This window comes from Sulfuricella sp. T08, assembly GCF_000971475.1.
Classification (GTDB): Bacteria; Pseudomonadota; Gammaproteobacteria; order Burkholderiales; family Sulfuricellaceae; genus Sulfuricella.
On sequence record NZ_DF967539.1, the window covers coordinates 51,021 to 76,413 of the forward strand.

Genomic DNA, 25,393 nt, shown 5'->3' on the forward strand with positions numbered 1-25,393 from the left:
AAAAAGCCGCCCTTATTTTGAATTCATTTTAATCTACCGATCAACACCCTATTCATTCCCTCTCCCCGACGGGGGAGAGGGCCAGGGTGAGGAGGATTTACTTCGCCATCCCAATCAAGTGTTCCACCGCCGCCTTCACTTCAGCGTCGGACAGAGCCGGGTTGCCACCTTTGGCAGGCATCGCACCGGATTTGCCGGTGAAACCGCCGATGGCATGCTTGAATAGAGTTTCCTTGCCTTGCGCAATGCGTGGGCCCCAGGCGCCCTTGTCGCCAGCCTTCGGCGCGCCCGCGGCGCCAGTACCGTGGCAAGCCTGACAGAGGCCTTCATAGACTTTCTTGCCGTCCACCACGCCGCCAGTATCAGGCTTGGCTTCGCCGATGGCGACTTCACCCACTGGTTTCAGCCGCTTGGCAATTTCTTCCGCCGCTGCCTTGGTGTCTTCAACGTCAACGTGAGTGGCCATGATGCCCATAACCAGTTTGAAAATCAGGAACGCAACAATCAGTACCGGGATCAACGCGCCTACCAGGGCGATCAGGAATTGCGTAACTGTGGTTTTTTCCATTTCGTGGCCACTCATGGGGAAATCCTTGTCTAGTGTAATGTCTAAAACCCGCAATTATAACGGTAATTTAGTCAACTGCAAAAGCCCGGCATGGACGTTGCCATAAAAAACCGCTATGATTTGCGCCTGATTTTCCCAAATGCGCCCGTAGCTCAGCTGGATAGAGTATTGGTTTCCGAAGCCAAGGGTCGCGCGTTCGAATCGCGCCGGGCGCACCAGATTCAAGAAGGGCTTACAGTGCTGTAAGCCCTTTTTTCATTTTTGCCGCAGCCTGATCGAAGGCGGTGTGATTGCCATGGAAATCGGGCCTGTCCAGACTTCATTCCAATCTGACCCGCTACGGGCGCGCGGCAAGTTCGCTTGTGGCAAGCAAAAAAGACCTCCATGTGCTGGAATTCTTTTGATAAGAGTGTTCCCGTAGCCATCATGTTACATGAACGGGGGTGCAGAAAAGTTAAGGTTAGTTTTGTGCTGATAATTGTGACTTGGGTGCCATGGTTAATGGTATTGCAGACGACTGGATTTTGTTCAAGGGTTCAGGATGCCAGCCAACGAAGGCCACAAGGACAATGAACCCGATTACGTAAGCCAGGATCACATGCCAGCCATGACGTAGCCACTGGATGGCAGATTTGGCTTCTGGGTACATGTTAGAAAGGGCAACACCCGCTGAGGAACCAAACCACAGCATAGAGCCGCCATAGCCCACCGCATAGGCTAGAATTCCCCAGTCATAGCCATTCTGTTTGATCGCCAGGGCCGTTAAGGGAATATTGTCAAATACCGATGAAACAAAACCGAGACCGAAAGCGGTATGCCAAGAGGCTGCTGGCAGGCTTTCTACTGGCATCATGGATGCGCAGGAAACCAGGGCGAGTAGAAAGATGGTGCCTTTGAGCGATTCTCCAAGCACTTCCCAGTCATGGCGGCGCACTGGGATGCTAATAACAATAGCAGCCCATACTGCTGCGCCTACGAAGGGAAAAGTATCGCTGATAGCCAAAAAACGAGTATTGACGATTAAATTAATGACTATTGCAAAGCTTAGAATCAAAACCACCACAAAAATTCGTCCCCAGTCCACCCGAGTATGGTGATGGGCGTGTTTGAGGATAGGTGAATAAGCATGCTGCTGCTTGGCGGCAATAATCCCGCTAACAGTCAGAGCAACTGCTGCCCCAGAGAATGCCACTAATACCTGACCAGGTTGGACACCCGCGATCCACATCATGGTAGTTGTGGTGTCACCTACCACGGAGAAGGAGCCACCGGCGTTGGAGGCGGCCACAATTGCAGCAAGATATCCAACATGTACCTTGGCCTTGAATAGTTGATGAGCCATTGAACCACCAATAAGGGCGGCCGCAATGTTATCGAGGAAGCTGGAAATAACGAACACCATGACCAGCAGAACAAATCCGCCCTGCCAGTTTTTTGGCAGGTACTTAGGCAGAATCACCGGTACACGGCTTTTTTCGAAGTGCCTTGCCAGAATGGCAAAGCCCATGAGCAGAGCAAACAGGTTGACCAGAATTACCCACTCATGGGCGAAATGACTGGCTAAGCCGGCCATGCCAATACCAGTCTTGAACCCGGTAAAAATAAGCTTGTACAGGGAAATGCTTGCCAGACCGGTGAGAGCAACGCTGAAAGTCTGGTTGTGGAATAGGGCAACGCCTAACAAGGTTAAGGCAAAAAGGATGAACTCCATCGGAATGCCAACCACGCTTGGTGCTCCTGCGGCATCAGCTATTCCTGTTGTCAGGAACAAAACAAGTACGGCAAGCAAGCGCTTTCCAAAGGGAAATGTCATATCGTAAATCTGGAATCGAAAGAGTTAGTATTCCATCAAGCGGCAAACATGTGTCAAATTGTTATGTAATTTCGAACGTGTTGCAGGAGCTAATGAAGCCGATCAGAACAGAAATAACAGAGGGTGATTAAGTGACGGGGCTGTTCCTACCGGCGCAATACCGGTTGTTTCAGATCACCAGACAAGGTCAGGCGTGCGCTAACCGTGGACGATCTCAATTTCATTTCCACGCTGGTTTTTCCTGACAGTTTCTTGTCCGGCATGATGTCTGCCTCGCCACTGGCGGTGAGCAGGCCTGCCGCGAGTTTCATCTGCCGGTATTGATAGCGCTGGCCATCCAGCGTCATGCTGCCAGAGAGGTTGGCGAACAGGGTTTTTCCGCCGGTGGTTTCGTTGGCTCGCGGCTGGATTGCGCGCGCCAGATCGATGTTGCCGATGGAGCCATCGCGGACGTTAAAGCTGGCCTTGATTCTGGGGTTAACGAAGAGGGTGCCCAGGTCTCTGGCCTGCATCGAATAAACCGTTTTTGCATCGAGCTTGCCGCTCAGGGCGATGTCATTCGTCAGTGCCGGCATCGCTCCGGCCAGCAAGACGTTTTCAATGTTGAGGTCTCCTTCCGCGCTCCACAAGTCGCCCCATTTGATGGTCGCGCTGCCTTTTGCCTTGCCGCTGTAAAGCCTGCTCTCGATCTCGCTGAACTTCATGCCTCCCGAGGTTGCCATGGCCTTGGCGTGCAACTCGGTAAACGTCAGGTTTGGCCAGAGTGGGGGCTGCCAGTCATTGGCGACAATATTGACTTCAAATCCTTCATTTTTCGGGGTGATAGCCACCTCGATTTTCTTGTCCGCGCTGCGGATGTTTGCGTGTTCGAATTTGCCCGTCGCCGCCAGTGCGACATCTGCCTCAAATGGGGGTAGCGGTATGCCTTTCACCTCGATGGTTGCAGTTTTGATGGCGATCCGGCGGACCTGGATTTTTTCGGCGCTGTCGCCTGGCCCAACCCAGGCGATCACCCTGGTCACTGCGTCCTGATCGATCGTGACTGACTCCACCTCGATGGCTTTGATCGTTTTGATTTCGCCGAAAAAAGCTGCCGGCTCGGGCATGACCCGGATCGTGGGGATTTTGATGTCGCGTAATTTGCCGATGGTGATGCCTTCAAGTTGCAGATGGGGCGCAGGCCACAGGGAGGCGCGCATGGAATGGATGGAAACGGGCTCGTGCATTCTGTCCGAGGCCAGTTTTTCAATGGGGGGGATGAAGACGTTCAGGCTCATGACATGCAGCATCACGAGCGGCAATAAAATCAGCGCTGCCAGAGAAATCAGTACAGCCTTGCCCAATTTGACGGGGTGCTTGAATATTTTGGGTTTTGCCAGCGCCTTTTGTTGGGCTTTTTCAGTTTCCTCGGCGCGTGCATTCGCCAGCGCTCTGGCCCGGACTTCGATTTCTGCCCGTTCCCGCTCTTCCTGTTCCTCTTCTTCCCGCGCCTTGCGTTCGGCCTCTGCGCGGGCTTTTGCCAGCGCCTCTTCTTGTGCGCGAATTTTTTCCTCGGCTTCCTGGCGTGCCCATTCTTCGGCTTCGGCTATCGCCCTGGCTTCTGCCTCTTCGCGAGCCTTACGTTCCGCTTCTTCCCGTTCTTTTGCATCGGCCTCGGCCTTTAACCGCGCCGCCTCTTCGGCGCGCGCTTTTTCCTCGGCTTCGACGATGGCTCGTACTTCGGCTTCCCTCTTTTCCCTGGCTTCCTCATCCTCGCGCGCCTTGCGCTCGGCTTCTTCACGTTCTTTGGCTTCAGCCTCGGCTTGTATCCGGGCTTCCTCTTCGGCCCGTGCTTTTTCCTCGGCTTCCCGGCGCGCCCGTTCTTCAGCTTCGGCTTCGAGTCGCTTCTGTTCTTCGGCTTCCGCCTTGGCCTTGGCCTCGGCTTCTTCACGTGCTTTGTTGAGTTCGGCTTCTTCTCGTGCACGGGCTTCCAGCCTGAGCTGCCTGCGGGCTTCGGCTCTGGCTTCTTCCGCTGCCTCCGCCTTTGCTCTGGCCTCGGCTTTTTCCAATGCACGCATTTTTTTGCGCTCGGCTTCTTCTCTCGCCCGGGCTTCCATCCTGAGCTGTTTACTTACCTCGGCCCGCGCTTTTGCTGCAGCTTCTTCCTGCGCCTTGCGTTCTGCCTCCGCTCTGATATGGGCTTCTTTGGCGGCCCTGTCCTGGGCCTCTTTGCGTATTCGTTCTTCGGCTTCAGCCTTTTCCTTTTCTGCCTTTTCACGGAGTGCCTGGCTCTCGGCTTCCTCGCGAGCCTTGCGTTCCGCTTCTTCGCGAGCCTCAGCTTCCCGGCGTGCCCGTTCTTCTGCTTCAGCGATCGCCCTGGCTTCTGCTTCCTGACGAGCCTTGGCCTCGGCAATTTTTTGTTGCTCGGCTTCATGCCGCGCTCGCTCTTCGGCTTCTTCCTGCGCCCTGCGCTCTGCCGCTGCTCTGATTTCCGCTTCTTTTGCCGCCTGCTCCTGGGCCTCCCCGCGTGCTTGTTGTTCGGCTTCGGCCCTGTCTTTTTCCGCTTTTTCCCGGAGAGCCTGCTTCTCGGCTTCTTCCCGAGCTTTGCGCTCAGCTTCTTCGCGAGCCTTGGCCTCGGCAATTTTTTGTTGCTCGGCTTCATGCCGTGCTCGCTCTTCGGCTTCTTCCTGCGCCCTGCGCTCTGCCGCTGCTCTGATTTCCGCTTCTTTTGCCGCCTGCTCCTGGGCCTCCCGGCGAGCTCGTTCCTCGGCTTCGGCCTTGTCTTTTTCTGCCTTTTCCCGGAGAGCCTGGCTCTCGGCTTTCTTGCGAGCCCTGAACGTGGTTTCTTCCAGCGCCATGGCTTCGGCTATTTTTCGTTGCACTGCTTCCTGCCGTGAACGTTCATCAGCTTCGGCAGCTTCCCGCGCCTCAATTTTTCGGCGCATCGCTTCCTCTTCGGCCATTGCCGCTGCTTTTTCCTGAGATTTTTGCCGCGCTTCCTGCGGGTTTTCCGCAGCTTCTTTCATGAGTTTCTTGCGGGCTTCAGTTTCGGCCAGCACCCTGAAAAAGGTTTCGTCGACGGTTTCTGAAACAACCATGGAGGCTGAGGTATCGGGAGTGATCGAAAACTGGGTAAAGGGTTCTCTTGCAACCGCCTTGAGGTAGCCGTCTTTAGCCAGATCGGCCAGGGTCTGTGGCAGCGCAGAGGTAGGGAGTTCCCCGGCTTTTTCCAGGATTTCTTCGACCGTCGCCCTGCCGTCTACCAGGCTGAGTGCTCGCGCGAGGTTGGCGGGCAAGCGTTTGTCTTTCTGGGTGATGGCCTGCACACCCTTGGCGGTTTTGCTGTATACCGTGGTCAAGTCCATATTCAGTTCGTCAATCGGCATGGTGGCATCGAACAGTACCCAACTACGCGCCCCGGTATTTCGGGAAGACAGACTTCAAGTACCGTTGGTTTTTGGCAGGTTGCCAATTCTAATTGATTTATTATGCCACTGAATTAACAAAACTTAATATTGATTATAGGGAGTCGGAACGTTCCATGTCTTTCCACGGGATGTCTCTGCCAGCGGGACGCAACATGGGGCCTGCCAGCAAATGGGTAAAAATGAGGTTATACGGAAAATAACCGGGAATTATGGCTCACAAGCCCGAGCGATGAATCGCTGCGGGTGCTGTTCTACTGGCTATGGTGGCCTATTGAGCTGCCTCGTTCTGGATCTCGAGCTTCTTCATTTTTTCCCACAGGTTTTTCCGGCTGATGCCAAGCGCCGCAGCCGTTTCAGCGATACGTCCAGCGTTGGCGCTTAGCCTGTCTTCGATGTATTTTCTTTCGCAGGCATGAAGAAACTCGTTCAGTGATTCGACCTCTTGAGATTGTTCTGGCGGGGCTGACGGCAGATCGTCGAAGAGCAGTTCAGCTGAGAGCTCTTTTTGTTGGGAGAGGACGCATGAGCGCTCAAGGCAATGTTTGAGTTCACGGACATTGCCCGGCCAGGGGTAATTCAGCAATGCTTTTTCGGCAGATCGGAGTAGCGTGCGAGCGCCGCAATTTCCCGCGGTACAGGTTTTTAGCAGTCGTTCAGCCAGCCACAGGATGTCTTCCTTGCGTTCGCGCAAAGGCGGAATGTGCAGATGGATTACGTGGATTCGATAATAAAGATCTTCGCGAAACTTGCCGACTTCCACCATTTTCTTGAGATCCTGATGCGTGGCACAAACCAGCCTGATGCTTACAGGAATCGGCGTTTCCCCGCCAACCCGGACTATTTGGCGTTCCTGAATGGCACGCAGAAGCTTGACTTGCATCGTTGGCGACATTTCGCCAATCTCATCAAGAAACAGTGTGCCGCCATCGGCCAGCTCAAAAACCCCTTTTTTGTCACGAACGGCTCCAGTGAAGGCACCCCTGACATGACCGAATAGCTCGGCCTCCAGCAGACTCTCTGTCAGTGCGCCACAATTGACCGCTATAAACGGCGTCTTGTCGGCAGGATCGTGCTGATGGTGGAGTGCGCGCGCCAGCCATTCCTTGCCAACGCCGGATTCGCCGGTAATCAATACGGAGGTTGAGTTCGCGGCGACTCGGGGTAGCAGCGACTCAATCGTGCGCATTGCGCTGGAAATACCCAGGTTGTTATCACCAGCTACTGCCGGACTCGACTGGACGCACAGGCGTTTTACTGTTTCCAGAAGCGCGCGGATGTCCAGAGGTTTCGTAAGATAGTCATGGGCGCCAAGTTTCAGGAGCCGCACGGCCCGGTCGATTGTCCCGTAGCCGGTAGTAAAAACGAAAGGGGGTAGCGTCGTTGCCGTCGCCTTCAATTGCACAAACAGGTCTTCGCCATTGATGTCAGGAAGCTGGATGTCGCTGATAACAGCGTCGTAGCGCTTGCGGCTCAGAGCCTGCAATGCCTCTTGCCCGGTCTTGAACCAGTCGCATTCGAAGTCCTCCAGATCCAGGCGATCCGAGAGCGCTTCGCCCATGATCAGATCGTCTTCAATCAGGCAGATACGATAAGGTTTCGCGTTCACGCCACACCTCCTATGGGAATTCCTACAGTGAAAATCATCTGAGTATTCGACTCCCTCTTAACGCTGATGTGCCCGCCGAGTTGATGCACGATCTGATAGGTGACCCATAGGCCGAGACCGTGCCCACCTTCGCTCAACGGGGAGAATGGTTCGAACAGGTGGGCGATCTGTTCTTCCGATAGCAGCTTGCCATTGTTGGTCACGGAAAACTGCAGCTGTTTATCTGCGACGGCGATATCGAAAGCGACCTCGCCTTGCTGCTCTGCCGCCTGAACGGCATTAAGCAGCAAGTTGATCAGAATCTGGCGCACCAGTGTAGCGGGAAGAGGGACGTTTTCATCCAGGCTGTTGTGCCAGCCGATGTGCAAAGCTTTCTTGCGGGCCATGGGTGTGATCAGAATTAACACGTCCTCAATGTCCTGTGGCGTAAGATTGCGGCTGTTTATCTTGGCTTCCACCAGCAAAGCACCCACAGTGTCTTTGATTTGGGTTAGTCCACGCACGATAAGGGCAATGGTTTTCATCGTGCGTGGGTCTAAATCGCTATAGGATTTTAGCGTGTCGATGGCCATGAGCATGCCGCTCAGCGGATTATTGATTTCGTGAGCAATGCCTGCCGCGAGTTGCCCCAGCGCCGCCAGTCGCTCCGACTGCACCATTTTTTTTTCAAGTTCCTCTTTGTCCTTGAGGTCTTTAAGCATCTGGGAATAGGCCTCGAAAAGCTTGCCGATTTCATCGCGATAGACATAGAGTTCAGGGTTCAGGTCTGACGGCCATTTCCGGCTGATGTCTCCCATGCGTTCGCTAAGCAGCACCAGGGGCAAGGCCATGCGCCGACCCCAGTACCAGTTGAAGGGGAGCAGGATGGTGAGAATCATGGCCCCAGTTAACAAACCGTGCCTTTCAATTTGGACAAAGCGCGGCAAGAAGATGTTCTTGGGGTGGGCGATAATCAGGGTTCCGAGATGGAGCTTCTCGCTGGAAATGGGGGTTACGTAATAATAATATTTCGATCCGGGCAGATCTATCTCCTGCGAACTACTTCCACCCATTTGGGTGATCCGGTCTGCGAGCACGGCATGCTCCGGACTTATGTGACGCATCTCTGTGAGCATGGGGGCGGATTTCGGGTGTGCAGCGACAAAAACACGCAGCTCATTGTCGACCACCAGAATGTGTTCCGCCTTGACTGGGTTTGAGCCTTCTGTCTTCCTGTTGATGGGTACGGAAATGATCTCATACGCTCGCCATACGTCGTTGTGCAGCATCGCGGGAAAAAGATCTGTTTTAAGCGAATACCCCATGGTTTGAGAATCGAGGAGTAAATCCTCTTTGAGTTCATCGTAGGCGTTGAGGATGAACGAACTCGACACGGCCAGCGCGGTGATGATGACGAGCAGCCCACCCCATAGAGGAATTTTGTATCTGTAGCTGAGATCCAGAATGAATTTCATGGCTCTTCCATGGTGCGCATCATTTTGCGTACACCGTCGTACAGCTTTGCGTCGCCGGGTGCGAAGCCTGTCAGGTTGAGTCGCTTGAGCAGCTTGGCGCCTTCCGGATCATTTGCCATGCCTAGCAGGGCTTGTTGCAAGGCGGCAGAATCGGCCCTGTTTACGGCACGGCTGGCGACAATGGGCGGAAAGCCATACTCCGGTGATTTTGCGACGATCCGTGTTTGATGGGTTAGATCGGGCTGAATGATAGCTAGCGTGTCCCACACGAAACTGTCCATCGAGCCGGCGTCCACCAGGCCTTGAGCGACGGCTTCGGCAATTCTTCGATGGCCCCAGGTAAAGAGCGTCTTGCGAAAGAAGCGGTTCGGGTCTTCTCCGGCCTGTTGCAACTGGTATCGAGGTACTAGGTAACCTGAATTCGAATAGGGGTCAGCGTAGGCAAATAACTTTCCTTTCAGTTGCAGCAGCGATTTTGTTCTAAGGTCTGTGCTAGGCACAATAAGGTAGGAACAGTAATAAGGACGCCCCTGGTAGAGGGGTGTGACAAGTAATCGTGCAAGGCGTTTGTCCTCGAGATAGACATAGGGGTAATCGGAGACCCAGGCGAAATCAATTTTCTTCTGTTTTATTAAATCGATGGTCTCGCGGTAGCTGTCCCGTGAAACGAACTCCACTGGGCGTCTGAGCTTTTTCTGGAGGTATGCACGCCAGTCGGTCAGCAATTCGTACTGATTGTGAATGATGGCCGGGGTGAGACCAAACCGAATTGGTTTGATATCATTTTCTGCCCAAACCATATTGGAAGCAAGCAGGACAATTAGTCCTAGATATATCCGTAACATGATGAAATATTTACTAAAATAGTTTTGCATGTTACTTGATGGTAACCTATAAATAGGATTATTTTCAATTTTGTTACCGAATGGAAACATTTTTTGCTTTGAAATTTTTCTCAATATTTAGATGAAAGTTCTTCGTGTACGTCGCTTATCCACTATCGAAGATAATGTACTTTTAATTCATTATGAAACATGGAGATGGCGTTTTTTTAGCGGGTCACCTAGGTTAGACAAAGCCAGATAACCGTCTGTTGAAGCGCTGTACCAATCAGCTTCTTGCAAGTCTCGTGCCGTGTGGACTTCGTCCGTTGTGCGGCACTGAGGCTCTTCAGTTGCTGTGCGCCCCCTCACTGGCTACGGTCCAGATATAAGCCGAATAGTAATTTCCAGAAATATAAGGATGAAATCGAATCCTTATCCGGACATCTCAGCCGCGATTATCTAGCCCATCATTATTGATAAATGCCTAAATGTTACCGGAAAGTAACATGATAATGCACCATGCGTTTCAGATTTCGTTTCGAAATGATCTCTCCGCCTCGCGGATCGATTTGAATGATCAACTTGGAGAATTCTGATGAAAGGGTTAAATCAAGAACAGCTATGTATTAAATGATTTTATTTTTTGATGGCACTGATGCAATTCTGGGTAGGAGGCTTGGCAGATGATTAGTGGCAACACTATAGGTACGTTTATTGCTTGATACGAGACATATGCATCCTGTATGCCGCTACGCATAAGCAAGATACTCATTGAGTTTTTGGAGATAAAAAATTGAGTCCACAAGTCCATATCCTGTCCCGTTCAGTGTTTCCCTAACGAAGCGATCACCAGTTATGCGTATTCAGAAATCTGTATCGTGGGCTTTGGCTGGCCTTATCTGCTTAATAGGCGCTTCGAGTATTTGGCAGACGGAGGTCAAAGCCGAAGAAGCGGCCAGTGGCGGGATTGTGCCTGTCGTCGGAAAGCTTGACAACGCTTCGTGTCAGACCTGTCACGACGGAAAAAAAGAAGAGATAAAGGTGCCGGGTGCAGAGGGGAAAATGCGTCCGTTGCACGCAATAAGTGGCGACAAGTACGCCAAAAGCGTGCATGCAAAAATGCTTTGCGTCGACTGTCATAAGGAAATTACCGATAGTACAGCCCAACACAAGAAAGACCTGGCGAAGAAGGTCGGTTGCGTGCAGTGCCACCAGGATTTGTGGGCGGCCGCCAAGAAGGAAAATAAAACCCAGGAAAAGCCCAGGCTGGGCGTGGTGGTACAGAATATCGCGGCCTACAAAAAATCTTTTCACGCCCGTCCAAACCAGGATGATCCGTCACGGGTCAATGCAACCTGCAACGAGTGCCACGATACGCACGGTTTCAACGTACCGGTCGACAAGAAGAGTCCGCAATACGATGCGTGGCGCAAGGAAGTTCCCGCCCTGTGCGGCGAGAAATGCCACGACGAGCAACTCGAAACATTTGCGTCATCAGTGCATGGAAAGGAAGTTCTCGACAAGAACAATGCCAAGGCGCCCGTCTGCACCAGTTGCCACACCAACCACGAGATCACCAATACCTCGCTGGATTCGTTCAAGCTCCTCAACAACGAGGCGTGCGGCAGTTGCCACAAGGACCGGCTCAAATCCTACCGCGACACCTATCATGGCCAAGTCACGAAGCTGGGCTATGTCGATACGGCCAAGTGCTACAACTGCCACGGCAGCCACGGGATACTGTCGGCAAAGGACCCCAAGTCTAAGGTGCACCCGGACAACCGCCTGAAGACCTGCCGGGAGTGTCATGACGGCAAGAAAAAGCAGCTGGCCACCGCAGGCTTCGCCACCTTTGCCCCGCATGCCAACAGCCACGATTTCGCAAAGTATCCGCAGGTGTGGATCTCCACCAAATTCATGATTGCCTTGCTGATCGGCGTATTCGCCTTCTTCTGGCTGCATTCGGGGCTCTGGTACTACCGTGAGTGGGAACGCAGCAAGGCAGGCGAGCATCGTCCGCATGTACGCACGGCAGATCTGAAGCTCGACGAGACCAAGCATGTGCGCCGCTTCGGCCTAGGTTGGCGCATCGCCCACCTGGTCTTCGCCCTCACGACCATGACACTTGTGCTGACCGGCACCACTGCACTCTTCTCACATACTGGATGGGCGCCGGTCGTCGCCAAAGCCCTTGGCGGCGCACAGGGTCTCGCCCTGATCCATCGGGTGGCTGCCGCACTCTTCATCGGCATCTTCTTGATCCACTTCGTCTATGTGATGCAGCGTCTGCTGCGCGACAGGAACTTCCGCTGGTTCGGCCCGGATTCGCTGGTGCCGAACTGGAAGGACCTCAGCGACATGGTGGGCATGTTCAAGTGGTTTGTCGGCAAGGGTGATCGCCCGACCTTCGACCGCTGGACCTACTACGAGAAGTTCGACTACTGGGCGGTGTTCTGGGGCGTCTCCGTCATCGGCGGCAGCGGCCTGCTGCTGGCCTTCCCGTATGTGACCGCGACTTACCTGCCGGGCTGGATATTCAACGTCGCCACCATCGTGCATGGGGAGGAAGCTTTCCTGGCAGCCGTGTTCCTCTTCACGGTGCATTTCTTCAACAACCACTTCCGGCCGGATAAGCTGCCGCCGCCGGACATCGTGATGTTCACCGGCACCCAGTCGCTGGAAGAGTTCCGTCGCGAGCATCCGGCCCAGTATCAGCGGCTGGTGGATGCAGGCGAGCTGGACAAGTATCTGGTGGATGCACCGTCACGGCCGATGGCCCTGGGTTCCAAGATATTGGGGCTCACCTTGATCACCATCGGCCTGGTGCTGCTGACTCTGGTGATAGTTGGGTTCGTGGGTGGTGCGGTTAAATAAAATCAGTAATGCGCCTGAACCAACGAAGGCGCTTGCTTACAGGATGCTGGAATATATTTTTAAATAATTATCTGATAGTGGATATGGAGATTCAAAATGAAACATAAAACAAACCGACAAATTATCGCCGCCACGTTGTTTACCTTTTCTGCGGCCATGCTGATGCCGTCCCAGGCATCAGCTTTCGATGAGGACGCGGCAAGAGCGCTGGCAAAAAGGAATGACTGCTTCAAGTGCCATGCGGTCGACAAGTCCAAAAAAGGTCCTTCCTACAAGAAGGTTGCGGATAAATACCGGGGCAAGGCCGATGGTCAGAGCAAGCTGATTACCAACTTCACTACGGAGCCGATGGTCAAGCTTTCAGACGGCAAGGAAGAGAAGCACAAGATTATCGATACCAAGGACATGAATGAGATGAAAAATCTGGCCGACTGGATTCTTTCTATTCAATAAAGGTGTATTTAACGGAGCGGCTCCTTCCGGACCGCACGGGTGGTTTTAAAGTTTCAAAGTTAGGGGAGAAATAAAATGAAGCTCTTGCGACAGGTGTTGACCTTGTGTGCGTTCATTGGCGCCGCGGTGGGGATGTCTTCCTCCATGGCCGCCGATATTTCAAAACCGGTCGCAGGGAGCGAAGCGCCCAAGGTGGTCGTGGCGAAAGCGGCGCCCCAGGAAGCGGCCAAGGACCTCGTTCTCAAGGGCGATGCCAAGTGTACGAGCTGCCACGATGAAGCCGACGCCCCCGGTTTGCTCGCCATCGGCAAGACCAAGCACGGTACTGTCGCTGACAGCCGCACACCGACTTGCACCAAATGCCACGGTGAAAGTGAAGCGCACGTACTCAACGCCCAGGACACCAAAATTCGTCCGAAACCCGAACGCACTTATTCCGGGCAGTTAGCGCCGGGCAGCCTTCCCTCCGCTGATCGGGTTGATCACTACTTCGGTATTCAAGGCAAGAGAACTGACACCCCGGTCGAAGAACGCAATGGCTCTTGCCTGGAATGCCACCAGAAGGATGCGAAGCGCTCGCACTGGATGGGAAGTACCCATCAATCTCGCGACATTGCGTGTTCCACCTGCCACAAGATTCACTCGGCAAAAGATGTGGTGCGCGACAAGCGTACCCAGACCGAGCTCTGCTTCACTTGCCACAAGGAGCAGCGCGCACAGGTCAACAAGCCTTCGCACCACCCGATCGTTGAAGGCAAGATGGCGTGCTCAGACTGCCATAACGTTCATGGGTCTGCCGGGCCGAAGCTCATGAAGCGTGATAGCGTGGTCGATACCTGTTACACCTGCCATATGGAGAAACGTGGGCCATTCGTCCATAACCATGAGCCTGTCAATGAAGATTGCTCGAACTGCCACAACCCGCATGGCACCACGGCGGAAAGCATGCTGAAGATGCGGCCGCCGTTCCTGTGCAATGCGTGCCATACGCCACATGGCGCCACTATCCCTGCACTGACTGGGCGGATCATTTCGGCCTTGGCCCCAGGTGCTAACACGACCGGCAAAAGCAATATCAACATTACCCAAGGGCGGGGTTGCCTGAACTGCCATACCCAGGTGCATGGCAGCAACAACCCGAGTGCTACCAACCCAACCCCGCAGTTTAATTTCCGTTGAGTCCGGGAGATCGATGATGAACACATCCAAACAGCATTTTGGCTACAGCCAGAAACTCATGGTCCTTTCTGTGCTCGCGGCCTTCGGGCCGGCGCACGCCGAGGAGGATATCGCGCAATACATCAAGCCGGATAGCTCGATCAGCGCCGGGCTGGGCGTTGCCAGCGGCGATAGCAAGGACAGGGCGATCTTCGGGCAATACAGCGGCATGCGCCAGAATGACGCCTCCCTCCTGCTGGATTTCGATATCGTCAAACGCGACGATGCGACGGGGCTATGGACGAATTTCGAAGGCCGCAACCTGGGCCTCGACAACCGCGAACTGCGCTTCTCGCAGAATAAACAGGGTGACTGGAAGTATTCTGCGGAATATAACGAGATTACCCGCCATGATATCCGCACCATCAATACCGGCCTGCAGGGCGCAGGAACAACCACCCCGAGTGTCACCCTGCTGGGAACCCCGGGAACTGGCTCGGATCTGAATCTCGATCTCAAGCGCAAGAGTCTCAGCTTCGGCGTGGAGAAATGGCTCACCCCTACCCTCCAGTTCGAGGCGAACTTCAAAAACGAAGACAAGGATGGGGCGCGACTGTTCGGCAAAGGTTTCGCCTGCAGCGCCGACTGGAAGGCTGCCGGTGCCTGTAGCGTCAGCACGACGCAGTGGGCGCTGTTGATGCTGCCCGAGCCGATTAACTCCACCACCAAACAGTTCGAGACCAAACTGAATTTTTCCGGCGAGAAATTCATGGTGAGCGGGGGCTATTACGGCTCGTTCTTCACCAACTCAAACGGCTCTCTGACGCCAACTGTGCCGGGTACATTAAACAATCCAATTGGCACTGCAACAGCGCTTGACACCGGTCTGCGTACCACCATGGGGTTGCCCATAGCGCTGCCGCCCGACAACCAGGCGCACCAGCTTTATGTTTCTGGTAACTATGCCTTCACACCGACAACCCGAGCTACCTTCAAATACGCCTATACCCATGCCACGCAGAACGAGGACTTCAGTAGCATGGGCCTGACGGGTGCCCCGGCCGGCATCAGCAACTTGGGTGGGGTCGTGGATACCAATCTGGTCCAGCTCGGCCTGACAGCACGTCCCATGGCTAAGCTTTCCCTGCTTGCCAATATTCGTTACGAGGACAAAAAGGACAAGACGCCGATCGCCTACTACAACATAGAGACGAAGGCGGCAGGCACGAGTATCTTTACCAATGGCCTGACTTCGTCGAAGAGGCTGGCCGGCAAACTGGAAGCAAGCTATCAGCTGCCAGACAACTATCGGGCGACTCTGGGGGTCAATTATGACACGCTGGATCGCGGAAATCCCGATAGCACCGATCAAATCGCCGGCCTTTCGGCGTTGCGGGCGAAAACCGAAGAGACGGGCTATCGTGCCGAACTGCGGCGCTCCATGTCGGATACGCTCAATGCAGCCGTCAGCTATGTGACCAGTAAGCGGGAAGGGTCGGATTGGTACTCTCTCCAAACCAGTGCTGCAGCTATCGCTGCTGGGGCTGGTTATGGCAGTATTGTCCCTGCCGGCACCATTGTTGGCGTGGCTTCCACGGCAATTTTCCCGATGTCCATGTCGGATCGCCAGCGTGACAAGGTGAGAGTGGCGGTTGACTGGGATCCGCTTAACCAGTTGTCCCTGCAGTTCATCGTTGAAGACGGAAAAGACCGGTACACCACTGCAGGCGTTAAGGGTATGCGCGATACCAACATGCGTTCATACAGCCTTAACGCGGTGTATACCTTGTCCGAGGCATGGAAACTGACCGGCTATTGGGCTACGGGCGATCAGACCCTGGATCACGTAAACCACTCGGCCGATTACCTGGCTGCCCTGGATAATGTCAGCACCACCGTGGGTCTCGGGGTGGTTGGCAAGCCGAGCAGTCGACTCGAGGTGGGCGGGGATCTGACGTATATCAATGACCTCACCAAGTATGGTTTAACGGCGGCTCCCGGCGTCAGCACGAACAATGCAACCCAAGTAGCGACTTACGGCCTTCCGGATGTCGAATATCGGCAGACCAGGTTGAATTTGTTTGGCAAGTATGCGCTGGAGAAAAATGCCGATATCCGTATCGACTTCATACACCAACGCACGAAGCTGGACGAATGGACCTGGGGATACAACGGCGTGCCATTTGCCTATTCCGACAACACGACCGTATCGATGCAACAAAACCAGAACGTGACTTTCCTTGGGGCAAGGTATATTTACAAGTTGAAGTAAGTTCGAGGGAGGTGGCTCGCTCATGCGAGACTCTTCCCTGGTTGGATGAAGAAAACGGGGACGGCTGTTGCTGGCCCCGTTTTTATTGAGCCAGGAAAAGTTACTGATTCGCGGCGTGCGTTGATACCTATTGGGCAAAAAGGACGCTGAGGATTGCGTGTTTCTAGATTCATATAACGCGGAGCCAAAGCATCGCCTTGATGGCATAAATTTAAATACCCAAGCAGGCTTCAGCAGGTGTAAAGGCGTTGCATTTTTCCAGTACAATTTCTCCTCCCGGACCGGTGGCTGGCAAAACGGCCATTACCAAACCTTGGATAATCATTAAGTTCATAACTAAAACAGGAGGTTATTAAAGAGATGAGAGCCTTCTGTTATGTCGTTTAAAGGAGTATTCGTAACATGAAAGCCCTGTTGGCGATCTGCATGATTGTTGTTGCCGCATTCGTTTGGGCAGGCGAAACCCCTGTCTCTTCTTCGCCTGCGCCCACCATCGTCAAGGGCGAGGTCCTCGAGGCCAAGGACGTCGAAAGTTATACCTACCTCCGCCTCAAGACCAAGGACGGCGAGACTTGGGCTGCGGTCAACAAGTCACCGGTCAAGAAAGGCGCTGAAGTCACGATAGAAAACGTGATGGTCATGAGCAATTTTGAGAGCAAGGCGCTGAAGAAGACTTTCCCGACGATAGTCTTCGGTACCTTGGGCGGTGCGGGAGGGAGCGCGCAGGCTGCAGGCAAAGACATGGCTACGGCTCACTCCGGCGTTGCCAAGACGCCGGACACCGGTGATATCCATGTTCCCAAGGCCAGCGGTGCAAACGCACGAACCGTTGCGGAAATCATGACCAAGGGCGCCGAACTGAAGGACAAGCCTGTTCTGGTTCGCGGCAAAGTCGTGAAATACAACTCGCAGATCATGGGGAAAAACTGGATCCATCTGCGTGATGGCTCAGGTTCTGCTGCGACCGGTTCGAACGACGTACTCGTGACGACCATGAGTCAGGCCAAGACCGGGGATGTCGTGACGGTGAAAGGCGTCGTCCGCACCGACAAGGATTTCGGTGCAGGCTATGCGTATAAGGTGCTCATCGAAGACGCGACGCTGCAGCAGTGATCGGGTGCGTCGTCATCTTCCTCCCCCCTTAAAAAGGGGAAGGAGCGGATTCTGTGGGCGGTTTGAGCATATCGTTCAGACTTGAGTAGTAGTTACCTAATTGTAATTAAGGGTATGCACGTTCCATACCCTTCCCCGAAATGCATCTGCCAGCGGGATATTTCGGGTAGCTCGGAGAGTAATAAAGAACGGAAAGATGCTCGCTACGGGCTTAGATTTTTTGATTTTTCCAGTACAATGCTTTTTTCAAGATTTGGGCAATAGATTAATGCTGGAAGGGAAAGACCTCGCCTGTGTTCGAGGCGAGCGTACGCTGTTCAGTCACCTCAACTTCACACTCAACGAAGGCGAATTGCTGTTGGTGCAAGGCGCCAATGGCAGTGGCAAAACCAGCCTGCTGCGCATGTTGTGCGGCCTGCTGACGCCCGAGTTTGGTGAAATTTTGTGGCGTGGTGAAGAGATTGGTGCGGCGCGCGAGACCTACCATGCCGAAATGGCCTATTTCGGGCATGCGCCTGCGGTCAAGGAGGATCTGAGCGCCTCCGAGAATCTCGACTTTTCCTGCCGTCTGGCGGGAATTCCAGTGGATAGCGATGAGGTGAAAGGTGCGCTGGGGCACCTCGGCTTGGGTCATTGTTTGAACCTGCCGACGAAATCGCTGTCTCAAGGGCAGCGTCGGCGCGTTGCGCTTGCCCGTCTGATGCTGGTCAAGGCCAAGTTATGGATACTCGATGAGCCATTGACGGCGCTCGATCAGGCCGCCCTGCAACTGGTGCAGACTCTAATCGGCGAGCATTTGCGCCAGGGCGGCATGGCTTTGATGACCACGCACCAGCCGGTCATGATCACGGGCATAGTGCCCAAAACCTTGCCACTGACGCCATGAGTACGCTGCAGATTGTCTTTGTACTGCTGCGGCGCGAGCTGATGCTGGCCATGAGGCGGCGCGGGGATGTGCTTACCGTGCTGTTTTTTTTCGTCATCGTCGCCAGCCTGTTTCCGCTTGGCGTGGGGCCTGATCCCAAGCTGCTGCGATTGATGGGTGGCGGAGTGGTGTGGGTGGCTGCCCTGCTTGCGGCGATGTTGTCTCTCGGTCGGATGTTCGCCAGCGATTACGCCGATGGCACGCTGGAACAGCTGGTTTTGACGCCGACTCCCCCGGTGGTCTGGATTACCGGTAAAATACTGGCGCACTGGCTGGTGAGCGGGGTGCCGCTGATTCTCGTGGCGCCGGTGCTGGGCGTTCAGTTCGGCCTGTCAAACGAGGCGCTGGTCGTGCTGGTGTTTTCGCTGCTGCTCGGGACGCCGGTGCTGTCCCTGATCGGTGCGATCGGCGCCGCCCTGACTCTGGGGTTGCGCGGCGGCGGCGTGCTGGTGTCGCTGCTGGTGTTGCCGCTCTATATCCCGGTGCTGATTTTTGGCGCCGGCGCGGTGGATGGTGCGATGTCTGGCCTGGGTTCGGAAGCCCATCTTTCGTTGCTGGGCAGTATTTTAATTTTAGCTTTCATGCTGACGCCGTGGGCGGTTTCGGCGGCTTTGCGGATTTCGATTGAATAACGCCCTCTCCTCAATCCTCTCCCACAAGTGGGCGAGGAAGCAAACGTATAAAGGCGCTTGTTTAGAATGAACAGCATAAACTGGTACAAATATTCCTCTCCGGCGACTTTCTACGGCCTTGCCGGGAAGTTGATCCCCTGGTTTTACAGTGCGGCTGCTCTTTTTTGCGTGGCCGGCCTGTATCTCGGGCTGGTCCTCGCGCCCACCGATTTCCAGCAGAGCGATGCCTACCGCATCATCTTCATCCACGTGCCCGCCGCCTGGATGTCCATGTTCATCTACGTGGTGATGGCGTGCTGGGCGGCGCTTGGGCTGGCTTTCAATACGCGTCTGTCGTTCATGATGGCGAGTGCTCTTGCCCCCACCGGTGCCATGCTGACTTTCGTCTCCTTGTGGACGGGGGCGCTGTGGGGCAAGCCGACCTGGGGTGCATGGTGGGTTTGGGATGCGCGCCTGACTTCTGAGCTGATCCTGTTTTTCCTGTATCTAGGCTTTATGGCGCTGCAGGCGGCGATCGACGATCCGCGCCGCGCCGACCGAGCCGGTGCATTGATCGCACTGGTGGGCGTGGTCAACGTGCCGATCATCTATTTTTCCGTCAGATGGTGGAATACCCTGCATCAGGGTGCCTCGGTGAGCATGACGAAAGCGCCGAGCATGGCCGCCATCATGCTCGTGGGCATGCTGGTGATGGCGCTGGCCGCGTGGATGTACGCCATCGCGGCAGCGTTGTCCCGGGCGCGCAGCATCATCCTTGAGCGTGAGAAAAATAGCCAGTGGGTGGCGCAAATGGTGGAGGCCGAGGTATGACTGGAATAGCCATGCACTGGAATAGCTGGTCGGAATTTTTGCACATGGGGGGCTATGCCTTTTACGTGTGGGGATCCTATGGCGTGACCGCGGTCCTGATTGTCGGCGAGATCCTGTTGTTGAGGGCGCACCGGCAAAAGGCGTTGACGCTGGCAAAACGTACTGTGAAATATGGCAAGGTCGAGAAGGAAGAGGGTAACGATGAAATCGCGGCATAAGAAACTGTTATTGGTCGCCATCGCGGTGATCGCCTTGGGCGTTATCGCAGCGCTGGTGCTTAATGCTTTTCGCAGCAATCTGGTGTTTTTCTTCAGTCCGACGCAGGTGGTCAAGGGCGAGGCGCCTCGTGATCGCTCTTTCCGGGTGGGTGGACTGGTCGAGAAAGGCAGCCTGGTTCGTGAGAAAGACGGCGTGACCGCACATTTCCGCGTCACCGATACGATGCAAACCATTTCGGTTGATTACACCGGCCTGCTGCCGGACTTGTTCAAGGAAGGCAAAGGCGTGGTGGCGGAAGGCCGTCTGACAGACAGCGGTGTGTTTGTCGCAACGCAGGTACTGGCCAAGCACGACGAAAACTATATGCCGCCAGAAGCGGCCAGTGCGCTTGAGCAGGCGCAAAAAGCCCAGAAAACCCTAGTCCCACCGCCAGAAAGCAAATAATGATTCCAGAACTCGGTAATTTCTCGTTAATGCTGGCGTTAATGCTGGCGCTGACCCAAAGCATCCTGCCGCTGGCGGGTGCCGCTCGTAACAACGCGGCATGGATGTCGGTTGCCAGGCCGGCTGCACGCGCTCAGTTCCTCTTCGTCGCCATCGCTTTTGGTTGCCTGGCCTATTCATTCCTGGTCAATGACTTTTCAGTCCTGAATGTCGTGCAACATTCCTTTTCCAAGCTTCCGCCCATTTATCGCTTTACCGCTACCTGGGGTTCGCATGAAGGTTCGCTGCTGCTGTGGACATTCATCCTTGCCCTGTGGACGCTGGCGGTGACCCTGTTCAGCCGTCATCTGCCCGATGACATGGTGGCGCGGGTGATCGGCGTGATGGGTCTGGTCAGCTGCGGCTTGCTGCTGTTCATGCTCATCACTTCCAATCCTTTCCTCCGCTTGTTGCCGGCAGCCATGGACGGCTCCGACCTGAATCCGCTGCTGCAGGACCCGGGCATGGTGATACATCCGCCCATCCTGTACATGGGCTATGTCGGGTTTTCCGTAGCATTCGCTTTCGCTCTGGCCGCACTGATTTCCGGCAAGCTGGATGCCAGTTGGGCGCGCTGGTCTCGCCCCTGGACAACCGCAGCATGGTCATTCCTGACCTTGGGTATCATGATGGGCAGCTGGTGGGCCTATTATGAGCTGGGCTGGGGCGGGTGGTGGTTCTGGGATCCTACCGAAAACGCTTCGCTGATGCCCTGGCTGGTAGGTACGGCACTGATCCATTCTCTGGCGGTGACGGAAAAACGCGGCACCTTCAAGGCGTGGACGGTGTTTCTCGCCATCGGTGCATTCTCCCTGAGCTTGCTCGGCACGTTCCTGGTGCGTTCCGGCGTGCTGTCTTCGGTGCACTCCTTCGCTACCGATCCGGCACGTGGACTGTTCATTCTCGCCTTCCTCGCAGTGGTTATCGGCGGCTCGCTGCTGCTGTTTGCGTTCCGTGCTTCCCAGGTCGGCCTGGGCGGCCGTTTCGCGCTGGTGTCGCGTGAATCTTTCCTGATGGCCAATAACATCCTGCTCCTGACGGCGTGTGGTGCGGTGCTGCTGGGCACGCTTTACCCGTTGTTTCTCGACGCGCTTAATCTGGGCAAGATTTCGGTCGGCCCACCGTATTTCAACTCCGTGTTCGTGCCCCTGGTCACACCGTTGCTGTTGCTGATAGGTGTTGGCCCAATGGCGCGCTGGAAACAGGCCAGCGTGCCTGAGCTGGCTGCCCGGCTGAAATGGGGTTTTGGCGCCAGTGTTGTGGTCGCGCTACTGCTGCCCTTGACCTTGGGTGCCTGGAAGCCGATGGTCTCCCTGGGTATTTTGCTGGCCCTGTGGATCGTTATCAGTATCGCCATTAACGTGCAAGGCCGTTTACGCGGTGGTGGCGGGTGGTCGGCGAACTTTTACGGAATGAATCTGGCCCACTTCGGCGTGGCTGTTGCCGTCATCGGCGTCACCATGGTGTCGGCCTACGAGACCGAGCGCAACGTGCGCATGAACGTGGGCGATACCATTACCTTGAAGGGTTACACCTTCCTTTTCAAGGGGGCGCAAGATGTGGATGGCCCCAATTACAAGGCGGCGCGCGGCACCCTGGAGGTAAGCAGCAATGGCAAGCCGGTCACCACACTTTACCCGGAAAAGCGTACCTATACGGCGTCCGGCATGCCTTTCACCGAATCGGCGATCGACTACGGTTTCACGCGCGACCTGTATACCGCGATGGGGGAGCCGCTGGATGGCGGCGCCTGGAGCGTGCGGCTGTTTCACAAACCGTTCGTGGTTTGGATCTGGATCGGTGCGGTGCTGATGGCCCTGGGCGGTGCGATGTCGATTACCGACCGGCGCTATCGCTCGCGCAAGAAAGGGAGGGCTGGAGCATGAAGCGTTTCCTGATTCCCCTGGGGATTTTCATCGTGCTGGTGGGTTTCCTCGGCATCGGCCTCAAGCTCGATCCACGCGAAGTGCCTTCGCCTCTGATCGGCAAGCCGGCGCCCGATTTCAAACTTGGAGTACTGTCCGACCCGGCCAAACAACTGAGCCCGGCGGACCTGCGCGGCAAAGTCTGGCTGTTCAACGTGTGGGCCTCATGGTGCGCCTCCTGCCGGCAGGAGCATGAAGTATTGCTCGATTTGTCTAAGCAGGGTGGTGTGCCGATCTATGGCATGGACTACAAGGACCAGCCGGGCGATGCGCAGGCGGTGCTTAATCGCTACGGGAATCCCTATGTGGAGACTGTGGTTGATCTCGATGGACGAGTGGGCATCAACTATGGGGTGTACGGCGTTCCCGAGACCTATCTCATCGACAAAAACGGCATCATTCGCTACAAGCACACCGGGCCGGTGACGCGCGAGAGCCTGGACAAGAAAATTCTCCCCCTGGTGAAGGAGTTGCAGCAATGAGACCGTGGATGATAGTGCTCGCCCTATGGCTGCCGTTTTCCGTCATGGCTGACGAAGCCAAACCGGTAGCCGCAGATCCCGTGCTGGAGCAGCGCATGATCAAGCTTTCCGAAGACTTGCGCTGCCTGGTGTGCCAGAACGAATCGCTGGCGGGTTCCCGTGCGGACCTGGCGCAGGATCTGCGTCAGGAGATCCGCGAGCAGATGAGTGCCGGAAAGAGCGACAAAGAGGTCATCGACTATCTTACCCAGCGCTATGGAGATTTCGTTCTTTACAATCCGCCTGTCAAACCGCTGACCTGGCTGTTGTGGTTCGGCCCGTTCGCGCTGCTGACTGGCGCGGTCGGTGGTCTCTATGCCTATATCAAGCGACGCGGCAACCGCCCCGTCGACGAACCCTTATCCGAAGAAGAGAAGAAACGCGTGGCGGCTCTACTTGGTAACAACGGAAATAAATCATGAGCAATTTCTGGACGATTTCACTGTTCTGGGCACTCTTTCTCCTCTTTATCGCAGTGGCGCTGGCATTCGTTTTGCCGCCATTGCTGCGGCGTGATGTCAGGCCCGGGCGGATGAATCAGGTGGATAGAAAAGAGGCCAATGTTGCCATCTATTACGATCAGCTGGCCGAATTGAAGGCGGATCTCGATAGCGGAGATCTGGATGCAGCGCAATACGAGGATGCCCGGCGGGAAATCGAAAAGCGCCTGAGCGAGGATGTGCCGCTGGAATCCGCGCCTGTCGCGACTGTCCAGGCAGGTCGCTGGCCGGGGTTTGTGCTGGCCGGAGCGATTCCGGTGCTGGCGATCGCATTGTATGTGAGCCTGGGCAATCCCGAAGCACTGCTCACGTCACGCACCGAAGCTCCGGCGGCGGTGGCAGAACAAGGCCAACACGATGCGGCCCCCATGATCGCAGCTCTGGAAGCCAAGCTGAAGGCGAAGCCGGATGATGCTGCCGGCTGGTACATGCTGGCACGCAGCTATGCCTCTATTGGAAAGTTCGACGAGTCCGCACGGGCGTTCGAGAAAGCTGCCGCGCTGCTTCCGGACGATGCGCGCTTGCTGGCGGACTATGCCGATGCGCTCGCCATGGCGCAGGGACAGAGTTTGCAGGGCAAGCCGCTGGAGCTGATCAATAAGGCACTCAAGCTGAATCCGAACGATGAAAAGACGTTGAATCTTGCCGCGTCTGCTGCTTATCAGAGCAAGGATTTTGCTCAGGCCGCTGCGTATTGGCGTCGGTTGCTCAAGCTTATCCCGCCGGAGGCGGATATCGTCAAGGACATTACGGCTGCAATTGAAGAGGCTGACAAGCTTGCGGGCAGTCTTGGAGGTCTGGATAACTTGAGCCAGCTGAATGAAAAAGGCAGCGCAGGTGAAAAAACAGAACAACCGCAGCAGGGTGCGGCGGCTATTTCAGGCATGGTGACGGTGAGCAAAGAGCTCATCGCCAAGTTGAGCCCCGCGGACAAGGTGTTTATTTTTGCGCAGGCGCCGCAAGGCCCCAAAATGCCCATAGCCAGCTTGAAGCTCGACTCCAAACAGCTCCCTTACCACTTTACACTGGATGATTCCGTGTCCATGTCGCCGAGTGACAAGCTGTCGAATCATGCTGAAGTGATGATCAGTGCGCGTGTGTCGAAATCGGGTCAGCCCATGGCGCAAAGCGGGGACTTGCAGGGGAAAATCGGTCCGGTCAAGCTCGGGCAGCAAGGTGTGGCTATCGTTATCGATACCGTCGTGCCATGATCGTTTAGCTAAAAACGGCGATTCACCGCAGAGGACGCGGAGGAATTCAAATGCTTGATGAAAAAATGCACTCCCCTGATGGGTGACTCTGCATAACTTGGCAATGCTTTGTTTTTCCTCAGCGGCCTCCGCGTCCTCTGCGGTTCAATAGCTTTTTCCAGGTTTAATTCGTGTCGAATAGCCTGCGGTATTCGCCGTAACCCTCTTTCTCCAGGTATTCCTTCGGTATGAACCGCAGCGATGCCGAGTTCATGCAGTAGCGCTGGCCGGTGGGGGCGGGGCCGTCATCGAAGAGATGCCCCAGGTGCGAATCGCTGAGCTTGCTGCGGACCTCGGTGCGCGCCATGAGGTGCGAGCGGTCTTCGTGCAGGGCTACATGGGCCGGTTCCAGCGGTTGGGTGAAGCTGGGCCAGCCTGTGCCTGAGTCGAATTTGTCGAGGGAACTGAACAGCGGTTCGCCCGATACGACATCAACGTAGATGCCTTCTTTTTTGTTGTCCCAATAGGCGTTGCGGAATGCCCATTCCGTTCCGTTTTCCTGAGTGACCTGATATTGCTCCGAATCCAGACGTTTTTTTAGTTCGCTCGCGTCCGGCTTGCGGTATCCACTGCCGTTCCATGCCAT

21 protein-coding genes and 1 tRNA gene are annotated in these 25,393 nt (G+C 55.2%); 15 read left to right on the forward strand and 7 right to left on the reverse strand.

Annotated features, from left to right (window positions below; genetic code table 11):
• Nucleotides 1-97: 97 nt before the first annotated feature.
• Nucleotides 98-583 carry a cytochrome c5 family protein gene (locus SCT_RS09575; protein ID WP_059422179.1) on the reverse strand — a complete coding sequence of 162 codons (486 nt, stop codon included), beginning with the start codon at nt 581-583 and terminating at the stop codon, nt 98-100.
• 126 nt (nt 584-709) lie between these two features.
• Here SCT_RS09575 and SCT_RS09580 point away from each other — a divergent pair.
• Nucleotides 710-786: transfer RNA gene (locus SCT_RS09580), tRNA-Arg, on the forward strand.
• Between the two features lie 242 nt (nt 787-1,028).
• Here SCT_RS09580 and SCT_RS09585 read toward each other — a convergent pair.
• The 5 genes from SCT_RS09585 to phnD form a co-directional block, all read right to left on the reverse strand.
• On the reverse strand, nt 1,029-2,357 hold the full coding sequence (locus SCT_RS09585) for a citrate transporter (protein ID WP_237759651.1): 1,329 nt from the start codon (nt 2,355-2,357) through the stop codon (nt 1,029-1,031).
• Between the two features lie 170 nt (nt 2,358-2,527).
• A complete protein-coding gene (locus SCT_RS09590) occupies nt 2,528-5,746 on the reverse strand; it encodes a hypothetical protein (protein ID WP_059422187.1) in 3,219 nt (1,072 codons plus the stop codon).
• A gap of 310 nt (nt 5,747-6,056) precedes the next feature.
• Complete coding sequence (locus tag SCT_RS09595) at nt 6,057-7,394, reverse strand: sigma-54 dependent transcriptional regulator (RefSeq protein ID WP_082098278.1); 1,338 nt, start codon at nt 7,392-7,394, stop codon at nt 6,057-6,059.
• Nucleotides 7,391-8,848 carry a sensor histidine kinase gene (locus tag SCT_RS09600; RefSeq protein ID WP_059422190.1) on the reverse strand — a complete coding sequence of 486 codons (1,458 nt, stop codon included), beginning with the start codon at nt 8,846-8,848 and terminating at the stop codon, nt 7,391-7,393. Before SCT_RS09600 ends, SCT_RS09595 begins: the two co-directional genes overlap by 4 nt.
• Nucleotides 8,845-9,723 carry a phosphate/phosphite/phosphonate ABC transporter substrate-binding protein gene (gene phnD / locus SCT_RS09605; protein WP_159107894.1) on the reverse strand — a complete coding sequence of 293 codons (879 nt, stop codon included), beginning with the start codon at nt 9,721-9,723 and terminating at the stop codon, nt 8,845-8,847. The genes SCT_RS09600 and phnD overlap by 4 nt, the downstream gene beginning before the upstream one ends.
• 1,011 nt (nt 9,724-10,734) lie before the next feature.
• Between phnD and SCT_RS09610 the strand changes: the two genes are divergently transcribed.
• The 14 genes from SCT_RS09610 (at nt 10,735) to ccmI (ending at nt 24,768) form a co-directional block, all read left to right on the forward strand.
• Entirely contained in the window at nt 10,735-12,546 is a 1,812-nt protein-coding gene (locus SCT_RS09610) for a cytochrome C (RefSeq protein WP_237759652.1), read from the forward strand.
• 96 nt (nt 12,547-12,642) lie between these two features.
• A complete protein-coding gene (locus tag SCT_RS09615; RefSeq protein WP_059422198.1) occupies nt 12,643-12,999 on the forward strand; it encodes a c-type cytochrome in 357 nt (118 codons plus the stop codon).
• Nucleotides 13,000-13,074: 75 nt separating this feature from the next.
• Nucleotides 13,075-14,178, forward strand: coding sequence for a DmsE family decaheme c-type cytochrome (locus SCT_RS09620; RefSeq protein ID WP_059422202.1), 1,104 nt, complete (start codon nt 13,075-13,077; stop codon nt 14,176-14,178).
• 16 nt (nt 14,179-14,194) lie between these two features.
• A complete protein-coding gene (locus SCT_RS09625) occupies nt 14,195-16,429 on the forward strand; it encodes an MtrB/PioB family decaheme-associated outer membrane protein (protein ID WP_059422207.1) in 2,235 nt (744 codons plus the stop codon).
• 402 nt (nt 16,430-16,831) lie between these two features.
• Nucleotides 16,832-17,542, forward strand: a complete 711-nt coding sequence (locus SCT_RS09630) for an OB-fold nucleic acid binding domain-containing protein (protein WP_059422213.1) — start codon at nt 16,832-16,834, stop codon at nt 17,540-17,542.
• A gap of 268 nt (nt 17,543-17,810) precedes the next feature.
• Nucleotides 17,811-18,428 (forward strand): cytochrome c biogenesis heme-transporting ATPase CcmA, encoded by a 618-nt coding sequence (ccmA, locus tag SCT_RS09635; RefSeq protein ID WP_059422216.1) that lies wholly within the window; start codon nt 17,811-17,813, stop codon nt 18,426-18,428.
• Nucleotides 18,425-19,099, forward strand: a complete 675-nt coding sequence (gene ccmB / locus SCT_RS09640; RefSeq protein ID WP_059422218.1) for a heme exporter protein CcmB — start codon at nt 18,425-18,427, stop codon at nt 19,097-19,099. The genes ccmA and ccmB overlap by 4 nt, the downstream gene beginning before the upstream one ends.
• A 66-nt stretch (nt 19,100-19,165) precedes the next feature.
• Nucleotides 19,166-19,909: a heme ABC transporter permease CcmC gene (ccmC, locus tag SCT_RS09645; protein ID WP_059422224.1), complete on the forward strand. Its 744-nt coding sequence runs from the start codon at nt 19,166-19,168 to the stop codon at nt 19,907-19,909.
• Nucleotides 19,906-20,127, forward strand: coding sequence for a heme exporter protein CcmD (ccmD, locus tag SCT_RS09650; RefSeq protein ID WP_237759653.1), 222 nt, complete (start codon nt 19,906-19,908; stop codon nt 20,125-20,127). Before ccmC ends, ccmD begins: the two co-directional genes overlap by 4 nt.
• Entirely contained in the window at nt 20,111-20,572 is a 462-nt protein-coding gene (gene ccmE / locus SCT_RS09655) for a cytochrome c maturation protein CcmE (protein ID WP_059422231.1), read from the forward strand. The genes ccmD and ccmE overlap by 17 nt, the downstream gene beginning before the upstream one ends.
• Entirely contained in the window at nt 20,572-22,497 is a 1,926-nt protein-coding gene (locus tag SCT_RS09660) for a heme lyase CcmF/NrfE family subunit (RefSeq protein WP_059422235.1), read from the forward strand. Before ccmE ends, SCT_RS09660 begins: the two co-directional genes overlap by 1 nt.
• Nucleotides 22,494-23,018 (forward strand): DsbE family thiol:disulfide interchange protein, encoded by a 525-nt coding sequence (locus SCT_RS09665; protein WP_059422239.1) that lies wholly within the window; start codon nt 22,494-22,496, stop codon nt 23,016-23,018. Before SCT_RS09660 ends, SCT_RS09665 begins: the two co-directional genes overlap by 4 nt.
• Entirely contained in the window at nt 23,015-23,479 is a 465-nt protein-coding gene (locus SCT_RS09670) for a cytochrome c-type biogenesis protein (RefSeq protein WP_059422241.1), read from the forward strand. Before SCT_RS09665 ends, SCT_RS09670 begins: the two co-directional genes overlap by 4 nt.
• A complete protein-coding gene (gene ccmI / locus SCT_RS09675; protein WP_059422243.1) occupies nt 23,476-24,768 on the forward strand; it encodes a c-type cytochrome biogenesis protein CcmI in 1,293 nt (430 codons plus the stop codon). The genes SCT_RS09670 and ccmI overlap by 4 nt, the downstream gene beginning before the upstream one ends.
• Nucleotides 24,769-24,931: 163 nt before the next feature.
• Here the strand turns inward: ccmI and msrB are convergent, their stop codons facing one another.
• Nucleotides 24,932-25,393, reverse strand: a complete 462-nt coding sequence (gene msrB, locus SCT_RS09680; protein ID WP_059422250.1) for a peptide-methionine (R)-S-oxide reductase MsrB — start codon at nt 25,391-25,393, stop codon at nt 24,932-24,934.

Bases quoted from the DNA above. Each gene is read 5' to 3' on its own strand.
- SCT_RS09575 (WP_059422179.1), bottom strand. From the start codon at position 583: ATGAGTGGCCACGAAATGGAAAAAACCACAGTTACGCAATTCCTGATC.
- SCT_RS09590 (WP_059422187.1), bottom strand. From the start codon at position 5,746: ATGCCGATTGACGAACTGAATATGGACTTGACCACGGTATACAGCAAA.
- SCT_RS09600 (WP_059422190.1), bottom strand. From the start codon at position 8,848: ATGAAATTCATTCTGGATCTCAGCTACAGATACAAAATTCCTCTATGG.
- phnD (WP_159107894.1), bottom strand. From the start codon at position 9,723: ATGCAAAACTATTTTAGTAAATATTTCATCATGTTACGGATATATCTA.
- SCT_RS09610 (WP_237759652.1), top strand. From the start codon at position 10,735: ATGCGTCCGTTGCACGCAATAAGTGGCGACAAGTACGCCAAAAGCGTG.
- SCT_RS09615 (WP_059422198.1), top strand. From the start codon at position 12,643: ATGAAACATAAAACAAACCGACAAATTATCGCCGCCACGTTGTTTACC.
- SCT_RS09620 (WP_059422202.1), top strand. From the start codon at position 13,075: ATGAAGCTCTTGCGACAGGTGTTGACCTTGTGTGCGTTCATTGGCGCC.
- SCT_RS09625 (WP_059422207.1), top strand. From the start codon at position 14,195: ATGAACACATCCAAACAGCATTTTGGCTACAGCCAGAAACTCATGGTC.
- SCT_RS09630 (WP_059422213.1), top strand. From the start codon at position 16,832: ATGAAAGCCCTGTTGGCGATCTGCATGATTGTTGTTGCCGCATTCGTT.
- ccmA (WP_059422216.1), top strand. From the start codon at position 17,811: ATGCTGGAAGGGAAAGACCTCGCCTGTGTTCGAGGCGAGCGTACGCTG.
- ccmB (WP_059422218.1), top strand. From the start codon at position 18,425: ATGAGTACGCTGCAGATTGTCTTTGTACTGCTGCGGCGCGAGCTGATG.
- ccmC (WP_059422224.1), top strand. From the start codon at position 19,166: ATGAACAGCATAAACTGGTACAAATATTCCTCTCCGGCGACTTTCTAC.
- ccmD (WP_237759653.1), top strand. From the start codon at position 19,906: ATGACTGGAATAGCCATGCACTGGAATAGCTGGTCGGAATTTTTGCAC.
- ccmE (WP_059422231.1), top strand. From the start codon at position 20,111: ATGAAATCGCGGCATAAGAAACTGTTATTGGTCGCCATCGCGGTGATC.
- SCT_RS09660 (WP_059422235.1), top strand. From the start codon at position 20,572: ATGATTCCAGAACTCGGTAATTTCTCGTTAATGCTGGCGTTAATGCTG.
- SCT_RS09665 (WP_059422239.1), top strand. From the start codon at position 22,494: ATGAAGCGTTTCCTGATTCCCCTGGGGATTTTCATCGTGCTGGTGGGT.
- SCT_RS09670 (WP_059422241.1), top strand. From the start codon at position 23,015: ATGAGACCGTGGATGATAGTGCTCGCCCTATGGCTGCCGTTTTCCGTC.
- ccmI (WP_059422243.1), top strand. From the start codon at position 23,476: ATGAGCAATTTCTGGACGATTTCACTGTTCTGGGCACTCTTTCTCCTC.
- msrB (WP_059422250.1), bottom strand. From the start codon at position 25,393: ATGGCATGGAACGGCAGTGGATACCGCAAGCCGGACGCGAGCGAACTA.